This is a genomic window from Streptomyces sp. NPDC031225 (assembly GCF_055570355.1).
Genome location: NZ_JBVIHJ010000002.1, coordinates 74,922 through 100,255, shown reverse-complemented (window position 1 = coordinate 100,255; position 25,334 = coordinate 74,922). Strand labels below are relative to the sequence as shown.

Sequence of the window (25,334 nt, the reverse complement as noted above, 5' to 3'; positions counted from 1 at the left end):
CCCACCCCGGCCGCCGGACCGGACGGCGCTTGGCGATACTGGACCCATGAAGCTCAGCCGCCCCGTCTCCTGGTTCCTGCTCGTCTTCGGGGTGTGGAGCTGGATCATCTGGATCACTTTCGTCAAGAACCTCGTCGCGGACGCCAGCGGGCTCGCCTTTGATGACGCAGGCGACCCCACGGCGTACTTCTGGGTGCACCTGATGCTGGCTGTCGTCTCCTTCGTACTGGGGACGGTCGTCGGACTGATCGGGTTGCGTGGCATCCGCGCACTGCGCCGGAACTCACAGCCGACCCCGGAGAGTTAGCACTCCGTGGTCATCGTCTTCGCACTGCTCGCGCTCGCCGTCCTCGTGACGGCCAACTGGTACCTGTGGCGCCGCCTGTTCCGCGACACCACCGGCGGCCCCGGACGGGCCCGCCGGGTGGGCGCGGTGGTCATCGGCGGCGGCTGGGTGCTGGCGGTCGCCGCCCTGGCCGCGGAGCGCACCGGAGCCCCCTTCTGGCTCCAGCGTGTGCTCGCATGGCCGGGTTTCCTGTGGCTGGCGCTGTCGATCTACCTCCTCCTCGCGGTCGTGGCGGGAGAGGCCGTACGACCCCTGCTGCGCCGCTTCCTCGAACGCCGGGACAGGCGCCGCGCGCCGGCCGTGACCGCCGTGGCGCCTCCGGAGCGGGTACCGGCGGGAGCGCCGGCGCAGCCGCGGCAGGAAGCCGACGGGCACGCCGTGACCTCGCCGCAGGGGCCGACCGAGGCCGGACCGGCGCCCCAGGCGCCGCGCGAGCCCGCCGCCCCCTCCCGCCGCCTCTTCGTCTCCAGGGCCGTCGCGGGAGCCGCCGCCGCGGCCGCCGTCGGGACCGTCGGCTTCGGCACCTACGGCGTGCTGCGCGGCCCCGGGGTCAAGCGGGTCACCGTGCCGCTGGCCAAGCTCCCGCGCGCGGGACACGGCTACCGGATCGCGGTGGTCAGCGACATCCACCTGAGCCCGGTGCTCGGCCGGGGCTTCGCCCAGAAGGTCGTCGACACCATCAACTCCACCCAGCCCGACCTGATCGCGGTCGTCGGCGACCTGGTCGACGGCAGCGTGAAGGACCTGGGCCCGGCGGCGGCCCCCCTCGCCCGACTGAAGGCCCGGCACGGCTCGTACTTCGTGACCGGCAACCACGAGTACTTCTCCGGCGCCGAGCAGTGGGTCGAGGAGGTACGGCGGCTCGGTCTGCGCCCGCTGGAGAACGACCGTACGGAACTGGCCTGGTTCGACCTCGCCGGTGTCAACGACATCGCGGGCGAGAGCGAGGGCCAGGGCCCCGACTTCACCAAGGCCCTCGGCGACCGGGACACCACGCGTGCGTGCGTGCTCCTCGCCCACCAGCCCGTGCAGATCCACGACGCGGTCGACCACGGCGTCGACCTCCAGCTCTCCGGCCACACCCACGGCGGCCAGCTCTGGCCCGGCAACCTCCTAGCCGAGGCCGCCAACCCGACCGTCGCGGGCCTGGAACGCTACGGCGACACCCAGCTCTACGTGAGCCGCGGCGCCGGCGCCTGGGGCCCGCCCACGCGCGTGGGCGCCCCGTCGGACATCACGGTGATCGAACTGGCGTCGAAGCAGGCCTGAACGGCGGCCCGCGAGCCGTACGGCGGACTCTGTGGGAGTCCTGTGAAACAGGGCTGAAACTCCTTGCGGTAACGTCTTGCCCAACTCGACAAATCCCTCTTCCCCCAGGTGAAACACCTGTGCTTAGGTGACTCGCGCCACTAGGGGGTGGCATATGTGCTGGGACCCGCAGGGGTCCGGGGAGGGCTAACCGATGCGGTCGGTTCGCGTGCGGATTCTCGCGACGCTGCTTGTGCTGGGTGTCGTGGGAGTGGGCGGCTGGCAGCTGCTCCCGTCCGATCAGGGTTCGGGCAAGACGATCAAGGTGGGGACGACCGACGAGGTCACCTCGCTCGATCCGGCCGGCGCCTATGACGCCGGTTCGTGGGCGCTGTTCAACAACGTCTTCCAGTCGCTGCTGGCCTTCGTGCCGGGCAAGTCCACGCCCGTGCCCGACGCCGCCCAGAGCTGTGGCTTCGTGGGCAGCGATCTGCGCACCTACCGATGCGTGCTGCGCGAGGGGCTCACCTTCCCGAGCGGCCGTGAGATGACCGCCAAGGACGTCAAGTACTCCTTCGACCGGGTCAAGAAGATCAACTCCGATGTCGGTCCGGCCAGCCTGCTGGACACCCTCAAGTCGGTCGGCGCCAGCGGCCGTACGGTCACCTTCAAGCTGTCCTCGCCCGACGCGACGTTCCCGTTCAAGGTGGCCACGGGAGCCGGTGTCATCGTCGACAGCAACAAGTACCCGGCCAACTCCCTGCGCAAGGACGGCGGCGTCGACGGCACCGGCCCGTACGAGCTGACGACGTATACGAAGGCGAAGAAGGCGGTCCTCGCGCCCAACGGCAGCTACAAGGGCGCCAACGAGAGCGCCGGCCGCCCGGTCGAACTCGTCTACTACGGCGACTCGGCCAAGCTGAACGCGGCCTGGAAGGCCAAGCAGATCGACGTCGCCTACCGCCAGCTGCCGCCGGACGTGCTCGCCGGACTCAATGCGAGCGACCCCGGCCAGCGCGTCTCGGAGGCCGACAGTTCCGAGATCCGCAACCTCTACCTCAACACCCGCGCGGGCAGGCCGCTGCACGACACCAAGGTGCGCCAGGCCATGGCCTGGCTGATCAACCGGGAGCAGCTGGCCGCCTCGGTCTACGAGGGGACCGTCGACCCGCTCTACTCGCTGATCCCGACCGGCATCACCGGCCACACCACGTCGTTCTTCGACAGCTACCCGGAGCCGAGCGTCAAGAAGGCGCGCGCCCTGCTGGCCGAGGCCGGCGTGTCCACCCCGGTCAGCTTCACCTACGGCTACGGCCTGACCAGCGGTTCGGCCGCGGCGGAGGCCAAGCAGCTGAAGAAGCAGCTGGAGACGGGCGGCCTCTTCAAGGTGACGCTCAAGGGCTACGAGTGGACCGACTTCCAAAAGCGCTGGGCGACCGGGAAGCTGGACGCCTACGCGGTCGGCTGGGTGGCCGACTATCCCGACCCGGACACCTACGGTGCCCCGCTCGTCGGCACCGACGGCACCATGAACACCGGCTACAGCAGCAACGAGGTCGACGGTCTGATTCAGGACAGCCAGCGGTACGCCGATCGCGGCGACGCCGAGCAGGACTTCCGCCGCCTCCAGGCGGACATCGCCCGCGATGTCCCGGTCATCCCCCTGTGGCAGGCCAAGGACTACGTCGTGAGCAGCGAGGACGTCGTCGGCGGCCAGTACCTCTCGGACGGCACGGGAGTCTTCAGCCTGTGGCGCCTCGACTGGATCTGACGCCGACGCGATCGCGCCGTATCTGACGCGTTTTCATGGAACTGACATTCGCCCGAGTGACGCCGGGCAGCCACTCAACGCAGCACCATGTGACGGAGGTGTGCGTGGGGTGAGGAGCAAACGTGTTGAGACGCAACTCCTTCCGGCTGCCACGGCATCCGGCTTCCGTCGGTCTCGCCCGGCGCCGGGTCCGGGACCATCTGGCCGACTGGGGGCACGGACCGGACGATCCGGCCCTGGCCGACGCCGTGCTGCTGGTGTCGGAACTCGCCACCAACGTGGTGCGTCACGGGCCGCTCCTGGAGCGGGAGTTCGAGGTCGCGGTGACCGCACTCGCCGACGGCTCCTGCCTCATAGAGGTCTCCGACGAGGGCCGGCTCGAACCCCGGCTGCGGGTGGTCGGGGCGTGGGAGGAGACCGGCCGCGGCCTGCACCTGGTGGAGAACATCGCCACCGCGTGGGGGGTGTGGAGCCGAGGCCGGCACGGCAAGACCGTGTGGGCCCTGGTGATGACCGACTGAGCAGCCCTACGGGCGCGGTTACGGCCCCACGGCCGGCCGGGCCGGCAGGGTGACCGTCACCGCCAGTCCCTCACCCGGGGCCGTGCGGACCGCCACCTCGCCGCCGTGGGCCCGCACCACGCCCTGCACGATCGCCAGGCCCAGCCCGCTGCCCGCGCCGCCGCCGGCCCGGAAGAACCGGTCGAAGGCGCGTGCCGCGTCGTCCGCGGACAGCCCCGGCCCCTCGTCCGCGACACACAGCCGTACGACCCCGTCCTCGCGCTCCACCCCCAGCCGCACCGGCACGTCGGCGGGCGTGTGCGTGCGGACGTTGCCCACCAGGTTGCCCAGGACCTGTCTGAGGCCCGACTCGTCGGCCCGGACCAGCAAGGAGCCCTCGGCGGCGACCTCGACGGGCCGGTCGGGCTGCTGCACCCGCAGGTCATCCGCCGCGTCCCGCACCAGCCGGCTCAGGTCGACATTCCGCAGGCGCAGTTCGGGCTGCTGGTCGAGACGGGCGAGGATGAGCAGCTCGTCCACGAGCCGCCCCATGCGGTCGGTCTCCGCGAGCACCCGCCCCCAGGCCCGCCTGCGCTCCTCCTGGTCGCGCAGCATGCCCTTGTCGTACAGCTGGAGGTAGCCGCGTATCGCGGACAGCGGGGTGCGCAGTTCGTGCGAGGCGTCGGCGACGAAGCTGCGCAGCTGGGCCGCGCTGCGCTCGCGCGTGCGGTACGCCGACTCGACCTGGTGGAGCATGGAGTTGAGGGCGACCCGCAGCTGCTCGACCTCCAGGGTGGCCTCACGGCTGGAGGGGACACGCCGGGTCAGATCCCCCTCGGCGATCGCCGACGACGTCTCCACCATGTCCTCCAGCGGACGCATCCGGCGCCGGACGCTGAACATCGTCAGACAGGCCAGCAGCGCGAGCAGCAGGCTGCCGATCGCGAGGTCGAGCCGGACGGCCTTGGCGACGCCCTGGTGCAGGACGTCGGTGGGCGCCGCGATCAGTGCGTAGGTGCCGTCGCCGAGCCGGGTCGCCGTGGCGCGGTAGGCGGAGCCGTCCAGGGTGACGTCGTGCGGCTCGGAGTCGGCGGCCAGGGCGCGCGGGTCGCCGGCCGCCTGCGCGAGGTCCTGCTGGGACTCGGTCGGATCGAAGCCGAGGATCCCGATCGGCTCGCCCCGGATGTCGACGGCCGCGAACACGGTCTCCGCCGGGTGCTCACCACTCGATTCCTGCTGCGCCGGCATAAGCCGTTCGCGCACGAACCCCAGCATGCTCAGTGAGTCGATCTGCCGCAGGGTGAGCTGCGAACCGCCCAGGGAGTCCCGGGTCTTGATGAGCTGGGTGTCGATCTGGTCGAGCAGGTAGTACCGCATGCCCATCACACTCACGGCGGTCGCCGCGACGATGCCGACGGCGAGCAGCGCCACATTGGCCAGCGTCAGCTTGCCGCGCAGCGAGTGGACGCCGTGCCGGAGACGAGGCGGGCGGAGCTTCATGCGAGCCCGTATCCGACACCCCGCCGGGTCGTGATCACCGGCGGTCCCAGGGCGTCCAGCTTGCGCCGCAGATAGCTGATGTAGGTCTCGACGACGGTCGACTCGGGCGGGGTGTGCTCGTACTGCCAGACATGGCGCAGGAGTTGCTCCTTGGGCACGATCCGGCCGCCGTTGCGCACAAGGAAGCGCAGCAGGGCGTACTCGGTGGGGGTGAGCTGGACCGTGCGCCCGTCGCGGTGCACCGAGTACGTCGCCTCGTCCAGCTCCAGGTCGCCGTAGCGCAGCGGCGGGCGCTGCGGCAGGACGTCGGCCGGGCGGGTGCGGCGCAGCACCGCGGTGATCCGGGCGACGACCTCGTCGATGTTGAACGGCTTGGTGATGTAGTCGTCGCCGAAGCCGAGGGCGCCGACGATCTCGGCGGGGGAGTCCCGCGCGGTGAGGAAGACCAGGGCCAGATCGGATCTCCGGGCGCGCAGTTCGCGGCCGAGGGCGCGGCCGTCGCCGTCGGGAAGCATGACGTCGAGCAGGGCCACGTCCGGCCGGGTCCGCCCGGCGAGCGCGAGCGCCTCGCGGACGGTGCCCGCGACCATCACCTCGAACCGGTGGTAGCGCAGGGCGATGGCGAGCACGTCGGCGATGCTCTCCTCGTCCTCCACGACCAGCACGGTGCCCGGATTCGTGGTCTCTCCCCCGGCCAGGTCCTCAGCGATTCCCCCAGTCATGTCCCCAGTATCGACCGGACCACTGACAGCGGGGCCGGTCGCCGCTTTGGAGTTCCTTGAGAGTCATGGGCGTCCCATGTCCACGCGCGTGTGCCGCCGCCGATCCTGTTGCCAGGACCTGGGGGACCAACCGACCGACCTATTGAGGAGAGTTGAGCGTGGCGGCATTGGCACGCTGGTGCTACCGGCACCGGCTGGTGGTCCTGTTGCTGTGGGTGGGGGCGCTGTTCGGGCTCGGCGCGGCGGGTTCGTCCGCGGGCACGAACTACGCGGACGTCTTCTCGCTCCCCGACACGGACTCCAAGACGGCGTACGACCAGATGGAGAAGGCCTTCCCCGAGCGCGCGGGCGACACCGACACGGTGGTGTGGAAGGTCGAGCAGGGCTCGGTACGGGACGCGTCCGTACGCTCCCGGATCGAGCCCGCACTGAAGGAGATCGGCGCCATGAAGGGCGTCGGCGAGGTCACCGACCCGTACGGGGCACGGGGCGCGGCACAGATCAGCAAGGACGGGCGGATCGCGTACGCCCAGGTCACCTTCGCCGAACAGGCGAACGCCGTACCGAAGGACCTGGTGCAGGACGTCGTCGACGCGGCGGAGCACGCGCGCGGTGACGGCCTCCAGGTCGAACTGGGCGGGCAGGCCATCACGCGCGTGCAGGAGCCGCCCACCGGCACCGCCGAGATCGTCGGCATCCTCGCGGCGGCCGTCGTGCTGTTCCTGGCCTTCGGCTCGCTCTTCGCGATGCTGCTGCCGATCCTGGTCGCCCTGTTCGGCGTGGGCACCGGAATGTTCTCCACGACCCTGCTCAGCCATGTCACCAACGTGCCCGAACTCGCCTCCCTGCTCTCCACGCTGATCGGCCTGGGCGTCGGCATCGACTACGCCCTGTTCATCGTCACCCGGCACCGGCGGGGCATCGAGCGCGGCCTGGACCCCGAGGAGGCGGCGGTCGCCGCCCTGGACACCTCCGGGCGGGCCGTGCTGTTCGCGGGCGGCACGGTGTGCATCGCGCTCGCCGGCATGCTGGTGACCAACCTGCGCTTCCTGGACGGCGTCGTCATCGGCACCTCGCTGACCGTCGTCCTGAGCGTGCTCGCCGCCGTGACCCTGCTGCCCGCCCTGCTGGGCCTCCTGGGCCACCGGGTGCTCAGCCGCCGCCAGCGGCGCAAACTCGCCGCGAGCGGCGCCGAGACGGACCGTCCCAGCGGCCTCGCCGCCCGCTGGTCCGCGACCGTCGAACGCCGCCCGCGCGCGGTGGCGGTCCTCGCGGTCGCCGTGATGGCGCTGCTCGCCCTGCCGCTGCTGTCCCTGCGTCTGGGGACCGTCGACCAGGGCAACGACGAGGCCTCGTCGACCACCAGGAAGGCGTACGACCTGCTCGCCGAGGGCTTCGGCCCCGGCTTCAACGGACCCCTCCAGGTCGTCGTGACCGGCGACGCGGGCGAGTCGTTGGTCACGAGCATCCGGCAGACCCGGGGCGTGGCCCAGGTGGCCGCCGCGCCCCCTGCCAACGGCGTCACCGTCATCCAGGTCGTCCCGGCCACCTCTCCGCAGGCCAAGGAGACCGACGACCTCATCGACACCCTGCGCGACGAGGTGATCCCGGACGCGGGCGTCCAGGCCCACGTGGGCGGCGTCACGGCGGTCTCCAAGGACTTCGCGTCGGTGACGGCCGACCGGCTGCCGCTGTTCATCGCCACGATCATCGGCCTGGGCTTCCTGCTGCTCCTGATCGCGTTCCGCTCGGTGGTGGTCCCGCTGACGGCCGCCCTGATGAACCTGATCGCGGCGGCGGCCTCCTTCGGCGTCCTGGTCGCGATCTTCCAGTGGGGCTGGGGCCTGGACCTGCTCGGCCTCGGCAAGGAGGGTCCCATCGCGGCCTTCCTGCCGATCATCATGCTGTCGCTCCTGTTCGGCCTCTCCATGGACTACCAGGTGTTCCTGGTCAGCCGGATGCACGAGGAGTGGGTCCACACGAGGGACAACGCGCGCGCGGTGCGCGTCGGCCTGGCCGAGACCAGCCGCGTCATCAACAGTGCCGCCCTGATCATGGTCTGCGTCTTCCTGGCGTTCGTGCTCAGCGGCGACTACGGCGCCGCCATGGCCGGCGTGGGACTCGCCGCCGCGGTCGCCCTGGACGCCTTCATCCTGCGTACCGCCCTGGTGCCGGCCGCGATGCACCTGCTCGGTGACGCCAACTGGTGGCTGCCGCAGTGGCTGGACAGGCGGCTGCCGCACCTCGCGGTCGAGCCCAAGGAGGAGACGGCCGCGCCGACAGGGGCTTCCACGCAGACCGAGGCTCCCGCGCCGACCGGGGCTCCCGCGCCGACCGGGGCTCCCGCGCCGACCGGGGCTCCCGCGCCGACCGGGGCTCCCGCGCGGGGCGGCCCGGCATCGGCCGTCCACGGCTTCGTCCGTACGACGGAGGGGGAGCCGGTGGAGGGCGCGGCGCTGACGCTGCTGTCGGCCGGGGGCCGGCAACTGGACCGCGTGGTGTCGCTGGCCGACGGCTCGTACATCGTCTCGGTCCCGGCGCCGGGGACGTATCTGCTGGCGGCCACGGCCGCTTCGTACGCCTCCCGTGCCCGGCACGTCGTGGTGGGGCAGGGCCCCCTGGTGCACGACGTGGAGCTGGCCGACGGCGAGGTGGACGCCGTCAACTGACGTGGCTACGGCTTCCCGCCGGGGTCCGGCATCACCTTCGTCATCCCCGGCAGGAAGTCCGTGAACAGCTCGTGCACCTCCCGTACGAGCGGCCGCAGCACCCGGAACCGGGCCAGCGACACGCCCCGCGCGGTGAGCTTGGCGCCGCGCTCCGCGAGCCGGTAGCTGCGCTCGCGGCCCTCCGTGCGGTCGAAGATCCAGTACAGGACGAGCCCCATCTGGGAGAGCCACAGCAACTCGGGCAGGATGTCCCGCAGTTCCTCGGGAACCTTCGTCTTCGTCGCGCCCCGCAGTACCTCGCGGTGCACGGCGATCGCCTCCACGCGCGCGTGCTCCGACTCGGGCGAGAAGGGGCTGAGCGGGCTGTCCGGGTCGGCGGCGTTCTTGAAGAACTGCACCGCGAACTCGTGGTACGGCCGCGCGATGTCCAGCCAGACCTTCAGCACGCCGGCGAGCCGCGCCTCCAGGTCGCTCTCGCGGGCCAGGACGTCCCGGACCGCCACCCGGTGCTCGGCGGCGATCCGGTCGTAGAAGCCCTGGATCAGGTGCTCCTTGCCGGCGAAGTAGTAGTACGCGTTGCCGACGGAGACCCCGGCCTCCTGGGCGATGGCCCGCATGGTGGTCTTGTCGTACCCCCGCTCCTGGAACAGCCGCATGGCGGTCTCCAGGATCAGCGCGCGAGTCTGCTCGGACTTGCTCGTCTGCTCGGACTTGCTCGGGGTACTGCCCTCGTCGGGGCCGTCGTTGTTGGCAGGCACGGGAAGAGAGCCTAACCAGTGGCGCGACCGCCGCTGTCGCACCCCGGTGGGGTGTGGACCCAGCCACGGCCGGGATCGTAGGCCCAGCCGTCGGCGCGGCGGTACGCGGGGCCGCCCCACTGGCCGCCCTGCCACTGCGCGCCCCGCCATTTCGCGGCGGCGAGCACCGCGCCCTTCGCGAGGCGTGCCCCGGCCGGAGTGCTGAGCCGGTGGGCGAGCGGCCGGTGCTCGCGCAGCGCCCACAGGGTCACGATCCAGGCGGCGGTGTCGCGGTAGACCTGCCCCGCGTCGCCGACGACGGTGATCTCCTCCAGGGTGGCGCGGTGGTCGAGCTCGGGAAACCTGCGCCGGGCCTCCTCCGACCCCGCCGGCACCAACTCCAGCGGCACCAGCTGCGGCTGCCGTACGAGCCAGTCGCGCAGGAAGGCGCACAGCGCGCACCCGGCGTCGTACAGGACGGTGAGCCGGCGGACCGGGACGCGGTCCGCAGTGATACCCGCGGCGCCCGTGGCATCTGCCGGCCCTGCGGGGCCCGTCATGCCCGGACCCAGTCCTGCGGTGCGACCGGCGGTACCTGCTCGCGCTCCATGGCGCCCCGTCGGCGGATCCGGTTGAGCACGTACACATTGGCCAGGTGCATCACGCCGAGCACCAGCAGCACCACGCCGATCTTGGTCGACAGGGCCTCGAAGACGCCGCGCGTGTTGTCGATCGTGCCGTCGCCGCTGAGGTACAGCGCGACGAACCCGAGGTTCACGAGGTAGAAACCGACCACCAGGAGGTGGTTGACGGCCTCGGCGAGCTTCTCGTTGCCGCGCAGTACGTCGGCGAGGAAGATCCGTCCGTTCCTGCTGAGCGTGCGGGCCACCCAGATGGTCAGGGCGATGCTGACGACGAGGTAGATGACGTAGGCGACGACCGTGCGGTCCATGCGCCTCCCCCTTCTTGAACGCGTTCAAAACGCTGACGGGAGAGACTCTAGACCTGCTTTTGAACGTGTTCAACTCGCGTGCGGAGAGGCGTGCGTCACGTCTGCCGCGCCCGCGCCCCTCCGTCCGTGCCCCTCGCCCCTCGCCCCTCGCCTCAGGATCGCCGGGCGAGCTCCGGCCGCTTGGTGTAGTCGGTGAACCCGAGGACGTTGCCCCAGGGGTCGGCGACCTCGACCGTCCAGCCGGTGGCCACGGAGAAGGGCTCGTCGAGCAGTTCGATGCCGGCCGCGCGCAGCTCGCGGGCGGCCGTCCTGGCGTCCGGAACCTCCAGCCACACGCGCGTGGCGGGCCACGGCGGTGGCCGGTGTCCCAGTGCCTCCTCCTGGCGGAGCAGAATCCCGGGCGTCTCGCCGCCGACCTTCAGTACGGCGATCCCCGCCTCGTCGAGCCGGAAGCCCACCGTGAAGCCCGCGTGTTCGTAGAAGGAGACGGCCTCGCCGAGGTTCCCGACGGGCAGCAGCACATTGTCGAAACCGAGCAGTTCGTACGACTGGTCATCTGACATGTCGTCAGATTAAGCCGGGGCTGACGGAACGGGCTTCTGCGACGCGGTGTCCGTCGGGCATGATGACCGGGCTCATTGTCGTCTTTTCGCGGGTTCTCCCGCTTCGGTCCCCAGGAGCAGTCCCCTTGAGCGAGCAGCCACCGCAGCCAGGCCCTGACGGGTACGGCTATCCGCACCAGCCGTCGGACCCGCCCGGCCCACCCGGGTCGCCCGGTCCTTCCGGACCGTCGGGCCCCTACGGGAAGCAGCAGGGTCACCAGCAGCAGGGGCAGCAGCCGGGATACCCCCCGCCCGGATACCCGCCTCCCGGCGCCTACCCGCCCCCGGGCTACTACCCGCCTCCGGGCACGTACACCGGAGACCCCAACGCCCCCTACGGCTACGACCCGTACGGGCGGCCGTACTCCGACAAGTCGAAGGTCATCGCGGGCATCCTGCAGATCACCCTCGGCGGCTTCGGCGTCGGACGCTTCTACCTGGGCGACGTCGGCATCGGGCTCGCGCAGCTCTTCACCTGCGGTGGGCTCGGCGTCTGGTCGCTGATCGACGGCATCCTCCTGCTCACCGGGAACGATCACACCGATGAACACGGCCGGATCCTCCGGAGCTAGGGCGGAGGGCCCCGCGGTCTCCGAGGCCACCGCGCCCGGGCCCACGCCCTCCGAATCCCTCCCGTACGGCACGGCACCCCCCGTGCCCGTACGGCGCTCCCCGCTGCGCCACCCCGCGGCAGCACCCTCGGCGGTGCTCGCCGCGGGAGCCGCCGGTGCCGCCTACCTCTACCGCACCGACCCGCACGAACCCGGCCACGTGCTGCCGCAGTGCCCGTTCCGGATGCTCACCGGCCTGCTGTGTCCGGCCTGCGGCGGCACCCGCATGGTGTACGACCTGATGCACGGTCACTTCACCGAGGCCTGGCTGGACAACCGGGTCCTGTTGCTCGCTTCCCCCTACGCCCTGGTCCTGCTGGGCCGCTGGGCGTGGGAGGGCCTGCACGGCCGCCGCTGGCGCCCCACGCTGAGCCCCCGGGCGCAACTGGCCGTCCTAGCGGTCGCCGTGACCTGGACGGTGGTCCGCAACGTCGTCTGACGGACCGGTGGCACGGGCGGTCACCGCTCCTCGAACCCGTCCCTGACGACCTCCCGGGCCAGCGTCTTCCGTACGGCCGTCAACTCGCCGGCGATGAGCTCGGCCCGGTCGGCGTCCAGCGTCACCGAGGCGGGCACCGGCGTACGCCCCAGCAGGAGCCGGCGGCGCAGATGGGTCGGCGGATGACTCGCGTCGACGCTGTGGCCCCGCAGCGCGCCGACCCGGCGCTGCCGCTCGTACTCGGACGCCGGGATCGAGTCCATATGGGCGGCGAGCGCCTCCCAGAGATCGTCGGTGTCCTGCCCGGACGTCCGGGCCCGGCCGCGCATCCGGCGGCCGTTGATCTCGCGCTGCAGGGTGGTGACGATCGAGTCGGTCACCAGGAGGCGGTCCATCAGACCGGCCGCCCCCTCCGTGGACCCGGTGCGGGCCGAGGCCGCGTCGGCCAGGTACTCGCCGCGCTGCGAGGACCGCGCGGTCAGCAGGTCGAGCAGCGCCACCACGCCGGTGACCAGCAGGCGGAGCGGGACGCAGGCCAGGTTGGTGAGGGCCTGGATCACGTTCGGGTTCGGGGTCGGCTGAAGGTAGTACAGCCAGGTGCCCAGCGACTTGAACGCGGTGCCCACGACCATGCCGTACCGGGTGTCGCCGTTCGTGAAGTGACCGAGCTCGTGACCCACGAGCGCGATCCGCTGCTGGGGGCTCAGCACCTCCCACAGCGGCAGACCCAGCGTCAGCATCCTTCTCCGAAGCCCGAGTTGGGTGACACTCGCGTTGGCCTTGGCATCGACGACGACGGCGTCCACGCCCCGGGTGCCCAGGGCGGCGGCGATCTCGTCGATGAGCGCGTACAGTTCGGGCGCTTCGTCACGCGGCAGGACACGGTCGTCGTCGGACAGCCGGTTCAGCCGCGGCCGCAGCGACCAGGCAAGCGCCAGGAAGAACAGCCCGAACACCATGCCGATCCCGCCCCAGCCGTCGACCAGGCCCCACACGCCGACCGCGGCCAGGACGAGGGTCAGCCCGTGCACGGTGAGCGCGATCGCGTAGGCGAGCAGGCCGGACAGGGTACGCAGGCGCCCGCTCCCGCTGCCCTCCCCGCCCTCGCCCTGCAGTTCGGCGAACAGCAGCTCGCCGTAACGCTGCGCGAGCCTGCGACGCGCCCTGTCCAGCCCGCGCTTCTGCTCGCCGGGCCCCCGCGGATCGACGTTCCAGTCGCAGGCCTCACACCACGTGGTGAACCGCCGGTCCGTACGGATCTCCACCCCGCACTGCGGGCACGACGACACGATCTCCTCTTCAGCGGTACGCACCGCTGCCCCCTACCCCCGGGGCCTCTCCCCAGAGGCCGCTCAGCTCATGACCGCCGAAGTCGATCACGCCCGGTACGCCGGGCGCAATCCTCCTTTCAGCCCGCGCGTGCGCAACCGCCCACGCGCCGCGTACCGAGCGCGATGTCGTCCATGCGGATGTCGTACGACGAGGGCGTCGGGTCCGCCTGGTAGAGCTGCCAGCCCAGCTTCAGCCTGTCGAAGGCAGGGAAGACGAAGTCGTCCGCGGTGCCCCCGTGCTCCTTCGTGGACACGGTCAGGCCGGACTGCTCCACGCCGTCCAGGTACACGGTGACCCGGTTGTCGGTGGCATCGAGATGAAACTCGACGCACTGCCACGTCCCGGCGGCCGCCGGCGAGGAGGTCTTCCAGGACGTCCAGTCCCCGGTGGGCCCCAGATCGGACCCGACCCCCCAGAAGTTGCCGCCGTCGGTCGGCGCGTACTGCCCGCCCAACGGCCGCACCAGCGTCGGCGAGTCCGCCCCCGACGCCTCGGCGACGGTCCAGTGGGCCCAGTCGGGAGCGGTCGGAAACCCACCGACCCGCAACCTGACCCGCCCCCAGAAGCTGTTACCGGGCGCCTTGAGGCCATCGAATACGAGAAAGGCCCGACCGTTGCCCTCGGTACGGATCCGAAGCTCACGGCCGCGACCGGTGGAACCGGGAACGACGGTGAGTGTCCCGTCGGAGACATCTGTGGTCCAGTCCGGCCCCTGGGTGACCGCACCGAGGGGAAGCCGGTCGAAGTTCTCCCGGGCCAGGGTTCCGTGCTGAGTGGGGCTTGCGGAGGCAGTGGGGGGTATCGCGAGCATGACCGCCGCGACGGCGCACAGCGCGGCGGCGGATTTCCTCAGGAGTGCCATGGGTTCAGTCTGCGACTGGCGCCACACAAGTCACAACAGCCACAAAGGACTTGACCAGTGTCGACCACCCACGTGGCTTGATCACACCACGCACCCTCCCTCCTCCCCGCTTGACACGGCGCTTCATACTGAACAGCGCTCAGGGGCGGATGGGGAGGGCGAGCTACGTGCGACGGGTGCTGTCGGTGCACTTCGCGCCGTGCGCGCTGTTCGTCACGGGGGTGCTCGCGCTGGTGCGGGCGGGAAGTTTCTCGGGGCGGAGCGACTGGGGCGCGGTGTGGCCGGAACGGCCGATGGCAGTGCTCGGCCTGATCCTGACCATCGCCGTCTGCGCGGCGGTGCTCGGCTTGTTGCTGCAGCCGTTTCAGGTCCGCGCGGTGCGTGTCCTGGAAGGCTATTGGGACCGTTGGCCGTTCACGGCGTTGCTCGCTGCCGTCCTGGTCGAGGTCCAGCGAAGGCGGTGGAACAGGCTGAGGGAGAGAGCCGCAAGCAATGCACGGGGGGCTACGGCGCGACGCAGATCTGCCGAAGCCCAGCGCAGACTCGCGGCGTGTCCCCCCTCGGAGGTTCTGCTCCCCACAGCACTCGGAAACGCGTTGAGAGCGGGAGAACTGTCCGCAGGGGAGCGATACGGTCTCGCTACGTTGGCTTCCTGGCCGCGGCTCTACCTCCAAGTTTCCGAGCGTGGTGCGGCGTTGTTGAGCACCACTCGCGACGCGCTCGACGCAGCGGTCAACCTCTGTTGGTCGTTTCTTGCATTGACCGGGATCGGCTCTGCAGTTCTGTATGACGAGCCCTCGTGCTGGTGGTGGTGCGGCGTCGGGCTCGGTCTTGCCGCAATCGCGTACAAGGGTGCTGTCACAGCTGCGCAGTCGTACGCGGGCCTGATGCATGTTGCCTACGATCTGCACCGCTTCGACCTGTTGAGGGCCCTGCATTACAGCCTTCCGGCTGATCGTGATGCGGAGGAGGACACATTTTTTCAGGTCTCGGAGCTGTTCATGGGAGCTCGTGGCGCGGATCTGCCCTACGACCACGAGCAGACGCGACATAGAGGCTTTGGCACAGGTAGCCGATCCAGCGAGGCGCCGGACGGTTAGAGGAGGAGAACGCGTCCTTGCGGGCAGATCCTCAGCTCCCTATTCCTGTGGCTTTGAAGGAGTCCAATAGGGGCTTATCGCGTCGAGCCATTTGGTGACGTCCTCGGGATTCCGGCACTGGGCCAGCAGCCATGAGGGAAGGAGCCGGTAGGGGCACTGGTATCGCTGTCCGTTCTGCCAGGTCGACTGGTGTTGCATGCTGCCCGAGTTCAGTCGCTCCTTGAGAAGCGCGTCGTTGCCCCCGACGGCCTCCTGATAGGCGTCGGCGAGACGGACAACGTGCCTGAGGGAGTTGACCGGAGCGCCTGTGGCGTGGAACGGGAGCTCCACGCCACAGCCAGGGCATAGTTCACTTATTGGGCGTGCTCCGGGAAGTACGGCATCATGCAGCATGGTTTCTCCAGGTCATCACCGTTCAGGGAATTTCGTCGGCCCCTGCCGGAGGCTTCATCCTGAGTATCCAGATGGCGTCCGCGAGGGAGCCGACCAATACGATTCCCGCCGCGATCCAGCGACATAAGGTCTGTCTGCCGCAGTCGGGCGGAGCCAAGGAAGCAGTGACTCCCAGGCCGAGCAGCAGGGTTCCAAGGTTGTAGAAGGTCACGGCCTTGGCGTTGCGAGTGCGCCACATACGCTGTGCGAGTTTGTGCTGAGCTCGTATGTAGGGCTCCGGTGCGGATCCGTCCCCGATTCCTTTGAACCATTCTTCGAGATCGGCGAAGGTGTAGAAGTAGTACCGCGCGTTGTAGCTGAGCTGCATGCTGTAGATCAACGTCATTGCGGTGATCACCAGCAGGATGAGCGTGGGTCCTGGCCAAAGGAATTCTTCATCTGCGCCGGCGACCACGCCCGCGAGTGAGAGCGCGGCAGCAGTGAGCAACGGCGCGGCCACAAAATGGGCTTCCTTCAGGGCTGTTCCATGGCCCAGAGCCGGAGGAACGTCAGCCCCTGACGCCGGTTCAGGCGTACCTGCGGCCACAGTCCTCCCCCCTGACCTTCGACCCACACGGGCCAAGCCCTGATCGGAGTGTGACGGCGGAATACCTCCTTCAGTAGCAGCAAAAACACGCCAAAACGCACGAGGGCCCCGTTCCCGAAGTGACGGAAACAGGGCCCTGAGGTGCGGTGGGGAAGGTCAGAACCGCCGAGTGATCAGTGCCCGCTTCACTTCCTGGATCGCCTTCGTGACCTCGATGCCGCGCGGGCAGGCGTCCGTGCAGTTGAACGTGGTGCGGCAGCGCCACACGCCGTCGCGGTCGTTCAGGATCTCCAGGCGCTGCTCGCCCGCCTCGTCACGCGAGTCGAAGATGAAGCGGTGGGCGTTGACGATCGCGGCCGGGCCGAAGTACTGGCCGTCGTTCCAGAACACCGGGCACGAGGACGTGCAGGCGGCGCAGAGGATGCACTTCGTCGTGTCGTCGAACCGCTCGCGGTCCTCCGCGGTCTGGAAGCGCTCGCGCGTCGGCTCGTTCGTGTCCTTCGTGATGAGGAAGGGCATGACGTCCCGGTACGCCTGGAAGAACGGCTCCATGTCGACGACCAGGTCCTTCAGGACCGTCAGGCCCTTGATGGGCTCGACCGTGATCGGCTTCTCGGGGTTGATGTCCTTGATCAGCGTCTTGCAGGCAAGGCGGTTCTTGCCGTTGATCCGCATGGCGTCCGAGCCGCAGATGCCGTGGGCGCAGGAGCGGCGGAACGTCAGCGAGCCGTCGATGTCCCACTTGACCTTGTGGAGGGCGTCGAGGACACGCTCCTTCGGGTCGATCTCGAACTGGAAGTCCTCCCAGACCGCTTCCGCCGAGACCTCGGAGTTGAAGCGGCGCACGCGGAGGGTGACCGTGATGTAGGGGGAGTCGGCGAAGCCGGGCTCGGGCTCGCCGGCCGCGTCCGCCTTGTCCAGAACAGGAGTTGCCATCAGTACTTACGCTCCATCGGCTGGTAGCGGGTCTGGACGACCGGCTTGTAGTCGAGACGGATGGACTCGGCGCCGTCGTCGCCCACCTCGCGGTACGCCATGGTGTGGCGCATGAAGTTGACGTCGTCGCGGTTCGGGTAGTCCTCGCGGTAGTGACCGCCGCGGGACTCCTTGCGGGCCAGCGCGGAGACCGCCATGACCTCGGCGAGGTCGAGGAGGTTGCCGAGCTCGATCGCCTCCAGCAGGTCCGTGTTGAAGCGACGGCCCTTGTCCTGGATCGACACGTTCTTGTAGCGCTCGCGCAGCTCCGCGATCTTCTCGACCGCCGTCTTGATCGTCTGCTCGGTGCGGAACACCATGACGTTCGCGTCCATGGTCTCCTGGAGCTCGCGGCGCAGGACCGCCACCCGCTCCGTGCCCGTGGACGAGCGCAGCGCCTCCACCTGGCCGACGACCAGTTCCGCGGGGTTCTCCGGCAGCTCGACGTACTCCGCCTTCTGGCTGTACTCGGCGGCCGCGATGCCGGCCCGGCGGCCGAACACGTTGATGTCGAGCAGCGAGTTCGTGCCGAGACGGTTCGCGCCGTGGACCGACACACACGCGACCTCGCCGGCCGCGTACAGGCCGGGCACCACGGTGGTGTTGTCGCGGAGCACCTCACCCTCGACGTTCGTCGGGATGCCGCCCATGGCGTAGTGCGCGGTGGGCTGGATCGGGATCGGGTCCGTGTACGGCTCGATACCGAGGTAGGTCCGCGCGAACTCCGTGATGTCGGGCAGCTTGGCGTCGAGCTGCTCCGGCGGGAGGTGCGTGAGGTCGAGGTAGACGTGGTCGCCCTCGGGACCGCAGCCGCGGCCCTCGCGGATCTCCGTGTAGATGGAGCGCGAGACGACGTCACGGGACGCGAGGTCCTTCATGACCGGCGCGTACTTCTCCATGAAGCGCTCGCCGTCCTTGTTGCGGAGGATGCCACCCTCACCGCGGGCGCCCTCCGTCAGCAGGATGCCCATGCGCCAGATGCCGGTCGGGTGGAACTGGAAGAACTCCATGTCCTCCAGCGGCAGCCCGCGACGGTAGACCGCAGCCTGGCCGTCACCGGTCAGGGTGTGCGCGTTCGACGTCACCTTGAAGAACTTGCCGCAGCCGCCGGACGCGTAGATCACGGCCTTCGCCTGGAAGACGTGGATCTCGCCGGTCGCCAGTTCGTAGGCGACGACGCCCGCGGACCGCTTCACCCCGTCGATCTCGACGATCAGCTGGTCGAGGACGTAGAACTCGTTGAAGAACTCCACGCCCTCCTTGACGCAGTTCTGGTACAGCGTCTGGAGGATCATGTGGCCGGTGCGGTCGGCCGCGTAGCAGGAGCGCCGGACGGGCGCCTCACCGTGGTTGCGGCTGTGCCCGCCGAAGCGGCGCTGGTCGATCGTGCCGTCCGGGGTGCGGTTGAACGGCAGGCCCATCTTCTCCAGGTCGAGGACCGAGTCGATGGCCTCCTTCGCCAGGATCTCGGCGGCGTCCTGGTCGACCAGGTAGTCACCGCCCTTGACCGTGTCGAAGGTGTGCCACTCCCAGTTGTCCTCCTCCACGTTGGCCAGCGCGGCGGCCATGCCGCCCTGCGCGGCACCCGTGTGGGAGCGGGTGGGGTAGAGCTTCGTGAGCACGGCGGTACGGCTGCGCTTCGTCGACTCGATCGCGGCGCGCATGCCGGCGCCGCCCGCGCCGACGATGACGGTGTCGTACTTGTGGATCTTCATCAGGAATTCCTCAGCCCCGTGCCTAGCGGATGTTCGGGTCGAAGGTGAAGATCACCAGCGTGCCCAGCAGAATGGTGAACACCGTGGCCGTGTAGAGCAGGCCCTTGAGCCACAGCCGGGTGTTCGCGCGCTCCGCGTAGTCGTTGATGATCGTGCGCAGGCCGTTGGCGCCGTGGAGCATCGCGAGCCACAGCATCAGCAGGTCCCAGACCTGCCAGAACGGGGACGCCCAGCGGCCCGCGACGAACGCGAAGCCGATCTTCGACACGCCGCCGTCGAGCACGAGCTGGATCAGCAGGTGCCCGATGACCAGCACGACCAGCACGATGCCGGACAGCCGCATGAAGAGCCAGCCGTACATCTCGAAGTTGCCGCGTGTGGACTTCGGGCTCTTCTTGGTGCGCTTGCGCGGGGCCTCGATGAGGGGCGCCGGGTTGGTGACGCCGTAGCCGGAGTCACCCTCGACGGGGCCGATGCCGGAAGCGGTGGATTCAGTGGTCGCCATCGGTATCAGCTCCCGAACAGTTCACGAGCGGCGTGGCCGAGGACGGGGTAGATCGCCCCGATCATGAGTACGACCCACAGGCCCACGACGGACCAGAGCATCTGCTTCTGGTAGCGCGGGCCCTTCGACCAGAAGTCGACGGCGATGACGCGCAGGCCGTTGAGGGCGTGGAAGAGGATGGCGGCGACGAGGCCGTACTCCAGGCACGCGACGAGGGGGGTCTTGTACGTGGACACGACCTTGTCGTAGTCCTCGGGGGAGACACGGACGAGAGCGGTGTCCAGCACGTGAACGAACAGGAAGAAGAAGATGAGGACGCCGGTGACTCGGTGAGCCACCCAGGACCACATTCCTTCCCGGCCGCGGTACAGCGTTCCAGCCGGCACGGAAGTCCCTCCGGGAGCGGGGTATTTGGGGCCGCGCCGGCTTGTGCTTTGTCGGACGGGCCCGGCTGGGTACGGTCCACCAGCCCTCAGCATCGTAGCGACGTGTTGTCGGGATGCTTACGCCGGGCCTATCTGTGTGATCAAAGTGGCACGCGGATGGGGGAACTCGACGCGCTAATGGGGCGGTGTGGACCGTTATGTACCGGGTGTGGCGCCGCTGGGGCTTGTCGTGCAGTTCCCCGCGCCCCTGTGGAAACGGGACAACCGTTCCCTTGCGAGGCGGCGGAGCTCCTCCGCGGCCACCACCCGTTCCTCCTCCGGATCGTTCGTCAAACGTGACCGGATGCCTTCCAGTGCGTGGTCCAGGGCCTCCGAAGGCGCCAGTCCGTCCAGACAGATGACGAACGCGTGTCCGAAGCGGGCCTCGTAGGCCGCGTGGGCCGCGTCCATGGCCATGTGGGCCGCCGAGTGGGCGCCGTCCGGCAGCACCGGCAGGGTCTCGCCCGCCAGGGCCTCGGAGAGATCCATGGGGGTGAGGTCGTACGCCGCCTCGTCCGACGCGGCCAGCAGCGCGTCCAGGGTCGGATACGGGCGATGTGCCGTGATCCGCTCGGCCCAGCGGAGGCTGCGCAGACAGCCCAGGAGAAGGGACCGGGCCTCGTCGGCGGGCGCGATGTTGAAGGCGCCCAGGACGGAGGGCAGGGGCGGTATGGCCACTCGGCCAGGAGAGTGTGTGGGCGTCACGTGTGTTTCGGCAGTGGAAGCTGTGAGAGGTGTGATGTCACGTTATCGAGTGTGGACCAGACCTGTCCGACGGATGCCCGAATTTCACCCGCACGGGAGAGTTTCGGAACGCGTGGTGGACATGATCACCTTGCGCCAGGCCCTAGGTTGACGATGTGAGTCAGCACAGGAAGCGATCGGAGAAGCAGGCACGCGGGTTGATCGCGGGGGCGGTCGCCGTCACCGTCGCGGCCGGGGTGGGTCTCGGGCTGTGGGCGGGGAACGACGGCCGCCCGGCCGGGTCGGCCCAGTCGCAGGCCCAGTCACCCGCGGGCAGATCGGAAGGCTCGGCGGCCTCCTCCGGGACACCGGGCCCGACTCCCGGCCCCACCCGCTCCTACCCCCTGTCCACCCCACCGCGCACCATCCCGGCCGTCCGCGCCCACACCCCGGCGCGCGGCCCCGGCTGGCGTCCCGCCGCCGGCCTGCGCGTGGTGGTGAACGACGCCGACCTCGCCGACGAGGGCCGCCTCCTCGCCGGTGAGCTGGGGCTGACGTACGCCGGGCAGAAGGACGACGTGCGCGCCGGTGACGTACGGCTGACGCTGAACGACGACGAGGGCGCGGACCCCGAGTCGTACGGCATGACCGTGCGCGGCGGGCGGGTCGTCATCAGCGGGGCCGACGACGCGGGCGTGTTCTACGGCACCCGCACCCTCAAGCAGGAGGTGCACGGCGGCGGTACGGCGCCGGAGGGCGTCGTGCGCGACGAGCCGGCCGAGCCGGTGCGCGGGTTCTTCCTGGACATCGCGCGCAAGCCCTTCACGGCCGGCTGGATCGAGGACCGGGTCCGGGAGCTGGGCGACCTCAAGTTCAACCGGCTCCAGCTGCACTTCTCCGACGACCAGGGCTTCCGGATCGCGTCCGACTCGCACCCGGAGATCGTGTCCAGGACCCACCTGACCAAGGCGCAGGTGCGCCGGATCGTCGCCCTCGCGGCCCAGCGGCACATCGCCGTCGTACCGGAGATCGACTCCCCCGGGCATCTGGGCGCGGTCATCGCCGCCCACCCCGAACTGCAGTTGCGCAGTGCGGCGGGGAGTGCGCCGCAGGGTGCCGTCGACATCTCCAAGCCCGCCTCCGCCAAGATCGTCGACGATCTGCTGAAGGAGTACGCCCCGCTGTTCCCCGGCGCCGACTGGCACCTCGGCGGCGACGAGTACCGCGCGCTGACGGTGTCCAGCCCGGCGACGACCTACCCGCAGCTCGCCACCGCCGCCAGGAAGGCCTACGGTCCCGGCGCCACCGTCGCGGACCTGACGACGGGATGGCTCAACGACCGCGCCGAGACCGTCCGCGCCCACGGCAAGACCCCGCAGGCGTGGAACGACGGCTTCTTCCGCGACACGTCCGTCCGGGCCGCCGCCGACATCCGGGTCGCCTACTGGACGGGCAAGGAGATCGGCGCGCGGCAGCCCGTGGCGTATCTGAGCGCGGGGCGCAAGGTCGTCAACTACAACGACGAGTTCCTGTACTACGTGCTCGGTGAGCCGCAGACGTTCGTCTATCCGACGGGGCGGCGCATCTACGAGCAGTGGACGCCGAGAGTCCTGCGCGGCACGACGGCCGTCTCCTCGAAGTACGACGGCCAGATCCTCGGCGGGGCCTTCGCGGTGTGGTGCGACTACCCGAACGCGCAGACGCAGGACCAGGTCGCTGCCGGGATCCGGATGCCGCTGCGGGCGACGGTCCAGAAGCTGTGGGACCCGCGGAAGCCGGCCCTGACCTGGACGCAGTTCAAGGCGCTCGGAGACCGGCTGGGCTGAGGACCTCGGGATTCCCGGTGGACGGACGGGACCGGCGAACCGTATGTTCCGCATGCCGCGCGTGAGGCTCTGGGGAGAACCTGTGCGGTCGGTCGGCCGCGGATCATCCGCCGCTCGCCGCTCGTCCGCACACCGGGGGACCCGCCATGCTCTGCACGCGCTGCCATCACTTCGAAGCGGACCCCGACGGCGTCCTGTGCACGGGCTGTGCCACCCCGGCCGGGTTCCAGGCCCCGCCGGCCGGTACGCCCAAAGTCTGGCTGCGCTCCCCGGTCGGGCTCGGCCGGGCCGTCGTGGCGATGCTCGGGCTGGTCGCGGCCGTCGACGTGTTCGCCCTCGGCGCGGACTTCTTCCGGTACGACGTCACGGGCGACCTCGTCGGCGGCGACCACGGAGCCGACGTCTGGGACCGGGCCGACCTGGCGGACACCCTGTCCTGGGCGGCAGGCTCCGTGCAGGTCGCCGTACTGGTGGCCTGTGCCGTCGTCTACGTCATCTGGTTCTGGCGGGTGCGGGTCAACGCCGAGGTGTTCGCCCCGCAGGGACACAGCAAGGCGCGCGGCTGGGTGATCGCGGGCTGGTTCGTGCCGTTCGTGAGCATCTGGTACCCGCGCCGGGTCATGCTCGACGTCTGGGACGCGAGCAGCCCCGGGAACAGGCCCGAGGGGCACGCGCTGGTCAACGCCTGGTGGACGCTGTGGCTCCTGTCGAATTTCGCCGGGCGGTTCGTGGCCAGTAAGGCGGCGGACGCGCACACCGTCCGGGAGATCCACGACGCGATGGTCCACATGTTCTTCGCGGACGGCGTCGACCTCGTCGCCGCCGTGTTCGCCGCCGCCGTCGTGCTGCGGTTGACCCGGATGCAGAACGAGAAGGCCGAGCGGGGTCCCGGGGTGCCCGCCACCGTGTGACGGATTTCGTCCGTCCTGCTGCGAACTGCCGTACGAATGTGGTGTATTCGGCCCGAGCCGTACCGAGCCGTACCGAGTCGCCAGGGGGAACCGGGGATGGGTTACTGGGGTTACTTCGTCGTGGGCCGTGACGAACGGCCCCTCGCGGAGCTGGACGCGCTGGCCGGCGCGGAGGGCATGGTCCTGCGCGAGTCGGCGCCCGGCGGATGGCAGGTCTGGGAGTACGCGAACGCCGAGGGCGACGTCGGGAACATGAACACCCTCGCCCTGGAGACCGGTTCGCCCGCGCTCTTCGGATACGTCATGGACAGCGCCTCGGTCGTCCTGGAGGCGGCGGGGCCGCAGAGCGGGGCCTGGACGACCTGTCTGGCCCGTGCCGCCATGGCCGCGTACATCGAGGGCGGCGAGACGGGGATGACCCTGGAGGACTACTTCCTCGACCCCGGGGACGCGGCCGCGCGAGCCGTCGCCTGGGCGGCGGAGGCGGGGCACGAGGTGGCCGAGGAGCCACTGCTCGACGTACTGGGCGCCGAACCCGAACCGTTGGCCGAAAACCTCTTCTTCCGTATGCTCGACCGACTCGGTGTGGTGCCCCTGTGACACTCCCGGGCCGTCGCACGCAGTAAGGGGAAGTGCGTGTTCCGTAGGGGGAACACCGCTCGGCGAGGGAGGCGCGGATGAGTCTGGTGGAGCTGATCGGCCAGGCCGACGAACGCGGCCTGGCCGTCGGGGGGTTGGCTTGTTTGGACCGCTGCGTACCGCTGCTGGACGGCGACGACGAGATCCTCCGCCCCCTGTGGGCCGCGCTCGCGGACGACGCCGCGGCCGGGGAGTGGGGCGAACGGCTGGAGCAGGTGCGGGGAAAACTGGGCGGGGACACGGAGTTCGGAGCGGGGGAGGACTCCGACGGCTCCGGTGAGAGCGAGGCCGTGTCGCTGGCCCGTCGGATGCTCGCCGCCGCGCCCGCCGAACGGTCCGCCGCCGAGCTGCGGGTGTGGGCCGACGTCTGCTCGGTCGCCGCGTTGCGGATCCACCGCCTGCTCGACCCCCTGAAGGACGGCGCCGACTCGGTCGAGGCCCGTCGCGAGGGCCGTACGGTGAACATGTCCCCCCTCGTCGCGGCCGAACTGCGCCGCCAGACCACCGTCCTGGAACTCCTCGCAGGCAACGGCCCGGCAGGCCTGCGCCCCGCTCTGGCGGTGTCGACGGAGGGCCGTCGGGTCCTGCGCGCGGTGGTGTCCCGCAGGAGCAGACGGCGCCGGTGAGGCGCGCGTCGACGAGAGGGTTCTGTGGCCGTCCGGAGAGGGATGCGGTGAAGGTGCGGCAATTCTGTACCGGTCCCGGTGAAAGCCCCTGATCCGCGTTACGCATCACCCCGCCGGGACGCTTTCCCTCATGTGACGACTGATGCGACGACTCATGTGACCACTCATGCGACGACCCGCCAGGGGCCCCTGACCACGCCCGGCTCCGCGCCCAGGCCGTCCGCCGCGACCAAGCCCGTGCGGTGGGCGGCGGACGCCGTGTCGACCTTGCGCGAGGGTGCCCGGGTGCGGCTCGACTACTCGGCGCAGAGCCTGTGGCGGCTCGACCGGCTGATCGAGGAGATACGGCGGGAGGGGGCGCCGTACGCCGCCGTGGAGACCGTGCTGCGCGGGTTCGGCGCCTACGCGGGCGAGGTCGTCGTCGGCCAGACCGGTGCCGAGTGGTGGGCGACCGGCGGCGAGCACTGGGTCCGGACACCCGACGGCCGCCTGTGGGACCCGGTGGACGAGGCCCGCCGCTGCTTCGCCGGGGACGGTTCGCTGCGGCTGCTGTGCCGGGACGCGACGGGTGCCGAGGGGCGGTGACCGAGGGGGCGAAGACACGCGGGCGTCCGCTCCCCCCAGGGTGCGGGGGAGCGGACGCCCGAGCCGTCAGGCC

At 70.2% G+C, this 25,334-nt stretch carries 27 protein-coding genes; 13 read left to right on the top strand and 14 right to left on the bottom strand.

The features are described from left to right. Positions 1 to 46 precede the first annotated feature (46 nt). From ACZ48Z_RS03325 to ACZ48Z_RS03310, 4 genes are all read left to right on the top strand, one after another. A complete protein-coding gene (locus ACZ48Z_RS03325) occupies positions 47 to 307 on the top strand; it encodes an SCO4848 family membrane protein (protein ID WP_468734084.1) in 261 nt (86 codons plus the stop codon). Positions 308 to 313: 6 nt separating this feature from the next. After that, positions 314 to 1,615: a metallophosphoesterase gene (locus ACZ48Z_RS03320; protein ID WP_468734083.1), complete on the top strand. Its 1,302-nt coding sequence runs from the start codon at positions 314 to 316 to the stop codon at positions 1,613 to 1,615. A 193-nt stretch (positions 1,616 to 1,808) separates the two neighbouring features. Next, positions 1,809 to 3,365 carry an ABC transporter substrate-binding protein gene (locus ACZ48Z_RS03315; RefSeq protein WP_468734082.1) on the top strand — a complete coding sequence of 519 codons (1,557 nt, stop codon included), beginning with the start codon at positions 1,809 to 1,811 and terminating at the stop codon, positions 3,363 to 3,365. Between the two features lie 122 nt (positions 3,366 to 3,487). Further along, entirely contained in the window at positions 3,488 to 3,886 is a 399-nt protein-coding gene (locus tag ACZ48Z_RS03310; protein ID WP_468734081.1) for an ATP-binding protein, read from the top strand. 18 nt (positions 3,887 to 3,904) lie between these two features. On the opposite strand, the gene ACZ48Z_RS03305 is transcribed toward ACZ48Z_RS03310, so the two are convergent. Further along, positions 3,905 to 5,365, bottom strand: coding sequence for a sensor histidine kinase (locus ACZ48Z_RS03305; RefSeq protein ID WP_468734080.1), 1,461 nt, complete (start codon positions 5,363 to 5,365; stop codon positions 3,905 to 3,907). Beyond that, positions 5,362 to 6,087 (bottom strand): response regulator transcription factor, encoded by a 726-nt coding sequence (locus ACZ48Z_RS03300; protein ID WP_468734079.1) that lies wholly within the window; start codon positions 6,085 to 6,087, stop codon positions 5,362 to 5,364. Before ACZ48Z_RS03300 ends, ACZ48Z_RS03305 begins: the two co-directional genes overlap by 4 nt. Before the next feature lie 167 nt (positions 6,088 to 6,254). Here ACZ48Z_RS03300 and ACZ48Z_RS03295 point away from each other — a divergent pair, with 167 nt between their 5' ends. Next, positions 6,255 to 8,756, top strand: a complete 2,502-nt coding sequence (locus tag ACZ48Z_RS03295) for an MMPL family transporter (RefSeq protein ID WP_468734459.1) — start codon at positions 6,255 to 6,257, stop codon at positions 8,754 to 8,756. Positions 8,757 to 8,761: 5 nt separating this feature from the next. On the opposite strand, the gene ACZ48Z_RS03290 is transcribed toward ACZ48Z_RS03295, so the two are convergent. The 4 genes from ACZ48Z_RS03290 to ACZ48Z_RS03275 form a co-directional block, all read right to left on the bottom strand. After that, positions 8,762 to 9,514, bottom strand: a complete 753-nt coding sequence (locus tag ACZ48Z_RS03290; RefSeq protein ID WP_468734078.1) for a TetR family transcriptional regulator — start codon at positions 9,512 to 9,514, stop codon at positions 8,762 to 8,764. Between the two features lie 11 nt (positions 9,515 to 9,525). Beyond that, positions 9,526 to 10,053, bottom strand: coding sequence for a thiol-disulfide oxidoreductase DCC family protein (locus tag ACZ48Z_RS03285; protein ID WP_468734077.1), 528 nt, complete (start codon positions 10,051 to 10,053; stop codon positions 9,526 to 9,528). Next, on the bottom strand, positions 10,050 to 10,445 hold the full coding sequence (locus ACZ48Z_RS03280) for a hypothetical protein (protein ID WP_468734076.1): 396 nt from the start codon (positions 10,443 to 10,445) through the stop codon (positions 10,050 to 10,052). Before ACZ48Z_RS03280 ends, ACZ48Z_RS03285 begins: the two co-directional genes overlap by 4 nt. A gap of 152 nt (positions 10,446 to 10,597) precedes the next feature. After that, entirely contained in the window at positions 10,598 to 11,008 is a 411-nt protein-coding gene (locus ACZ48Z_RS03275) for a VOC family protein (protein ID WP_468734075.1), read from the bottom strand. Between the two features lie 125 nt (positions 11,009 to 11,133). Between ACZ48Z_RS03275 and ACZ48Z_RS03270 the strand changes: the two genes are divergently transcribed. Together ACZ48Z_RS03270 and ACZ48Z_RS03265 are read left to right on the top strand one after the other, a co-directional pair. Next, positions 11,134 to 11,619 (top strand): TM2 domain-containing protein, encoded by a 486-nt coding sequence (locus tag ACZ48Z_RS03270; protein ID WP_468734074.1) that lies wholly within the window; start codon positions 11,134 to 11,136, stop codon positions 11,617 to 11,619. Continuing rightward, a complete protein-coding gene (locus ACZ48Z_RS03265) occupies positions 11,591 to 12,097 on the top strand; it encodes a DUF2752 domain-containing protein (protein WP_468734073.1) in 507 nt (168 codons plus the stop codon). Before ACZ48Z_RS03270 ends, ACZ48Z_RS03265 begins: the two co-directional genes overlap by 29 nt. 20 nt (positions 12,098 to 12,117) lie before the next feature. Here ACZ48Z_RS03265 and ACZ48Z_RS03260 read toward each other — a convergent pair whose 3' ends face one another. Together ACZ48Z_RS03260 and ACZ48Z_RS03255 are read right to left on the bottom strand one after the other, a co-directional pair. Then, positions 12,118 to 13,410, bottom strand: a complete 1,293-nt coding sequence (locus ACZ48Z_RS03260; RefSeq protein ID WP_468734072.1) for a M48 family metallopeptidase — start codon at positions 13,408 to 13,410, stop codon at positions 12,118 to 12,120. Between the two features lie 95 nt (positions 13,411 to 13,505). Further along, positions 13,506 to 14,291 carry a hypothetical protein gene (locus ACZ48Z_RS03255; protein WP_468734071.1) on the bottom strand — a complete coding sequence of 262 codons (786 nt, stop codon included), beginning with the start codon at positions 14,289 to 14,291 and terminating at the stop codon, positions 13,506 to 13,508. A 167-nt stretch (positions 14,292 to 14,458) separates the two neighbouring features. Here ACZ48Z_RS03255 and ACZ48Z_RS03250 point away from each other — a divergent pair, with 167 nt between their 5' ends. Further along, positions 14,459 to 15,391: a hypothetical protein gene (locus ACZ48Z_RS03250; protein ID WP_468734070.1), complete on the top strand. Its 933-nt coding sequence runs from the start codon at positions 14,459 to 14,461 to the stop codon at positions 15,389 to 15,391. Between the two features lie 415 nt (positions 15,392 to 15,806). On the opposite strand, the gene ACZ48Z_RS03245 is transcribed toward ACZ48Z_RS03250, so the two are convergent. The 6 genes from ACZ48Z_RS03245 to ACZ48Z_RS03220 all read right to left on the bottom strand — a co-directional run bounded on the left by ACZ48Z_RS03245 (position 15,807) and on the right by ACZ48Z_RS03220 (position 20,695). Then, the gene (locus ACZ48Z_RS03245; RefSeq protein ID WP_468734069.1) at positions 15,807 to 16,283 is read right to left on the bottom strand and encodes a hypothetical protein; all 477 of its coding nucleotides are present in this window, start codon (positions 16,281 to 16,283) and stop codon (positions 15,807 to 15,809) included. 243 nt (positions 16,284 to 16,526) lie between these two features. Continuing rightward, positions 16,527 to 17,306, bottom strand: coding sequence for a succinate dehydrogenase iron-sulfur subunit (locus ACZ48Z_RS03240; protein WP_468734068.1), 780 nt, complete (start codon positions 17,304 to 17,306; stop codon positions 16,527 to 16,529). After that, a complete protein-coding gene (sdhA, locus tag ACZ48Z_RS03235) occupies positions 17,306 to 19,060 on the bottom strand; it encodes a succinate dehydrogenase flavoprotein subunit (RefSeq protein ID WP_389096070.1) in 1,755 nt (584 codons plus the stop codon). The genes ACZ48Z_RS03240 and sdhA overlap by 1 nt, the downstream gene beginning before the upstream one ends. A 22-nt stretch (positions 19,061 to 19,082) precedes the next feature. Next, a complete protein-coding gene (locus ACZ48Z_RS03230) occupies positions 19,083 to 19,565 on the bottom strand; it encodes a succinate dehydrogenase hydrophobic membrane anchor subunit (RefSeq protein ID WP_468734067.1) in 483 nt (160 codons plus the stop codon). Positions 19,566 to 19,570: 5 nt separating this feature from the next. Further along, complete coding sequence (gene sdhC, locus ACZ48Z_RS03225; RefSeq protein WP_079076942.1) at positions 19,571 to 19,951, bottom strand: succinate dehydrogenase, cytochrome b556 subunit; 381 nt, start codon at positions 19,949 to 19,951, stop codon at positions 19,571 to 19,573. 195 nt (positions 19,952 to 20,146) lie between these two features. Further along, on the bottom strand, positions 20,147 to 20,695 hold the full coding sequence (locus tag ACZ48Z_RS03220) for a 2-oxo-4-hydroxy-4-carboxy-5-ureidoimidazoline decarboxylase (protein ID WP_468734066.1): 549 nt from the start codon (positions 20,693 to 20,695) through the stop codon (positions 20,147 to 20,149). A 155-nt stretch (positions 20,696 to 20,850) separates the two neighbouring features. On the opposite strand from ACZ48Z_RS03220, the gene ACZ48Z_RS03215 reads away from it, so the two are divergent. The 5 genes from ACZ48Z_RS03215 to ACZ48Z_RS03195 all read left to right on the top strand — a co-directional run bounded on the left by ACZ48Z_RS03215 (position 20,851) and on the right by ACZ48Z_RS03195 (position 25,261). Continuing rightward, on the top strand, positions 20,851 to 22,500 hold the full coding sequence (locus ACZ48Z_RS03215; protein ID WP_468734065.1) for a beta-N-acetylhexosaminidase: 1,650 nt from the start codon (positions 20,851 to 20,853) through the stop codon (positions 22,498 to 22,500). A 146-nt stretch (positions 22,501 to 22,646) separates the two neighbouring features. After that, positions 22,647 to 23,411, top strand: a complete 765-nt coding sequence (locus ACZ48Z_RS03210) for a DUF4328 domain-containing protein (RefSeq protein ID WP_468734064.1) — start codon at positions 22,647 to 22,649, stop codon at positions 23,409 to 23,411. 96 nt (positions 23,412 to 23,507) lie between these two features. Continuing rightward, a complete protein-coding gene (locus tag ACZ48Z_RS03205; protein WP_468734063.1) occupies positions 23,508 to 24,011 on the top strand; it encodes a hypothetical protein in 504 nt (167 codons plus the stop codon). A gap of 77 nt (positions 24,012 to 24,088) precedes the next feature. After that, positions 24,089 to 24,676: a hypothetical protein gene (locus ACZ48Z_RS03200; protein WP_468734062.1), complete on the top strand. Its 588-nt coding sequence runs from the start codon at positions 24,089 to 24,091 to the stop codon at positions 24,674 to 24,676. Between the two features lie 156 nt (positions 24,677 to 24,832). Further along, positions 24,833 to 25,261: a hypothetical protein gene (locus tag ACZ48Z_RS03195; RefSeq protein ID WP_468734061.1), complete on the top strand. Its 429-nt coding sequence runs from the start codon at positions 24,833 to 24,835 to the stop codon at positions 25,259 to 25,261. Positions 25,262 to 25,334: the final 73 nt, after the last annotated feature.

Excerpts from the sequence above, each read along its gene's own strand:
- sdhA (WP_389096070.1), bottom strand. The coding sequence starts at position 19,060 with ATGAAGATCCACAAGTACGACACCGTCATCGTCGGCGCGGGCGGCGCC.
- ACZ48Z_RS03210 (WP_468734064.1), top strand. The coding sequence starts at position 22,647 with ATGCTCTGCACGCGCTGCCATCACTTCGAAGCGGACCCCGACGGCGTC.
- ACZ48Z_RS03265 (WP_468734073.1), top strand. The coding sequence starts at position 11,591 with ATGAACACGGCCGGATCCTCCGGAGCTAGGGCGGAGGGCCCCGCGGTC.
- ACZ48Z_RS03325 (WP_468734084.1), top strand. The coding sequence starts at position 47 with ATGAAGCTCAGCCGCCCCGTCTCCTGGTTCCTGCTCGTCTTCGGGGTG.
- ACZ48Z_RS03280 (WP_468734076.1), bottom strand. The coding sequence starts at position 10,445 with ATGGACCGCACGGTCGTCGCCTACGTCATCTACCTCGTCGTCAGCATC.
- ACZ48Z_RS03255 (WP_468734071.1), bottom strand. The coding sequence starts at position 14,291 with ATGGCACTCCTGAGGAAATCCGCCGCCGCGCTGTGCGCCGTCGCGGCG.
- ACZ48Z_RS03200 (WP_468734062.1), top strand. The coding sequence starts at position 24,089 with ATGAGTCTGGTGGAGCTGATCGGCCAGGCCGACGAACGCGGCCTGGCC.
- ACZ48Z_RS03230 (WP_468734067.1), bottom strand. The coding sequence starts at position 19,565 with ATGGCGACCACTGAATCCACCGCTTCCGGCATCGGCCCCGTCGAGGGT.
- ACZ48Z_RS03305 (WP_468734080.1), bottom strand. The coding sequence starts at position 5,365 with ATGAAGCTCCGCCCGCCTCGTCTCCGGCACGGCGTCCACTCGCTGCGC.
- ACZ48Z_RS03300 (WP_468734079.1), bottom strand. The coding sequence starts at position 6,087 with ATGACTGGGGGAATCGCTGAGGACCTGGCCGGGGGAGAGACCACGAAT.
- ACZ48Z_RS03285 (WP_468734077.1), bottom strand. The coding sequence starts at position 10,053 with ATGACGGGCCCCGCAGGGCCGGCAGATGCCACGGGCGCCGCGGGTATC.
- ACZ48Z_RS03205 (WP_468734063.1), top strand. The coding sequence starts at position 23,508 with ATGGGTTACTGGGGTTACTTCGTCGTGGGCCGTGACGAACGGCCCCTC.
- ACZ48Z_RS03275 (WP_468734075.1), bottom strand. The coding sequence starts at position 11,008 with ATGTCAGATGACCAGTCGTACGAACTGCTCGGTTTCGACAATGTGCTG.
- ACZ48Z_RS03240 (WP_468734068.1), bottom strand. The coding sequence starts at position 17,306 with ATGGCAACTCCTGTTCTGGACAAGGCGGACGCGGCCGGCGAGCCCGAG.
- ACZ48Z_RS03315 (WP_468734082.1), top strand. The coding sequence starts at position 1,809 with ATGCGGTCGGTTCGCGTGCGGATTCTCGCGACGCTGCTTGTGCTGGGT.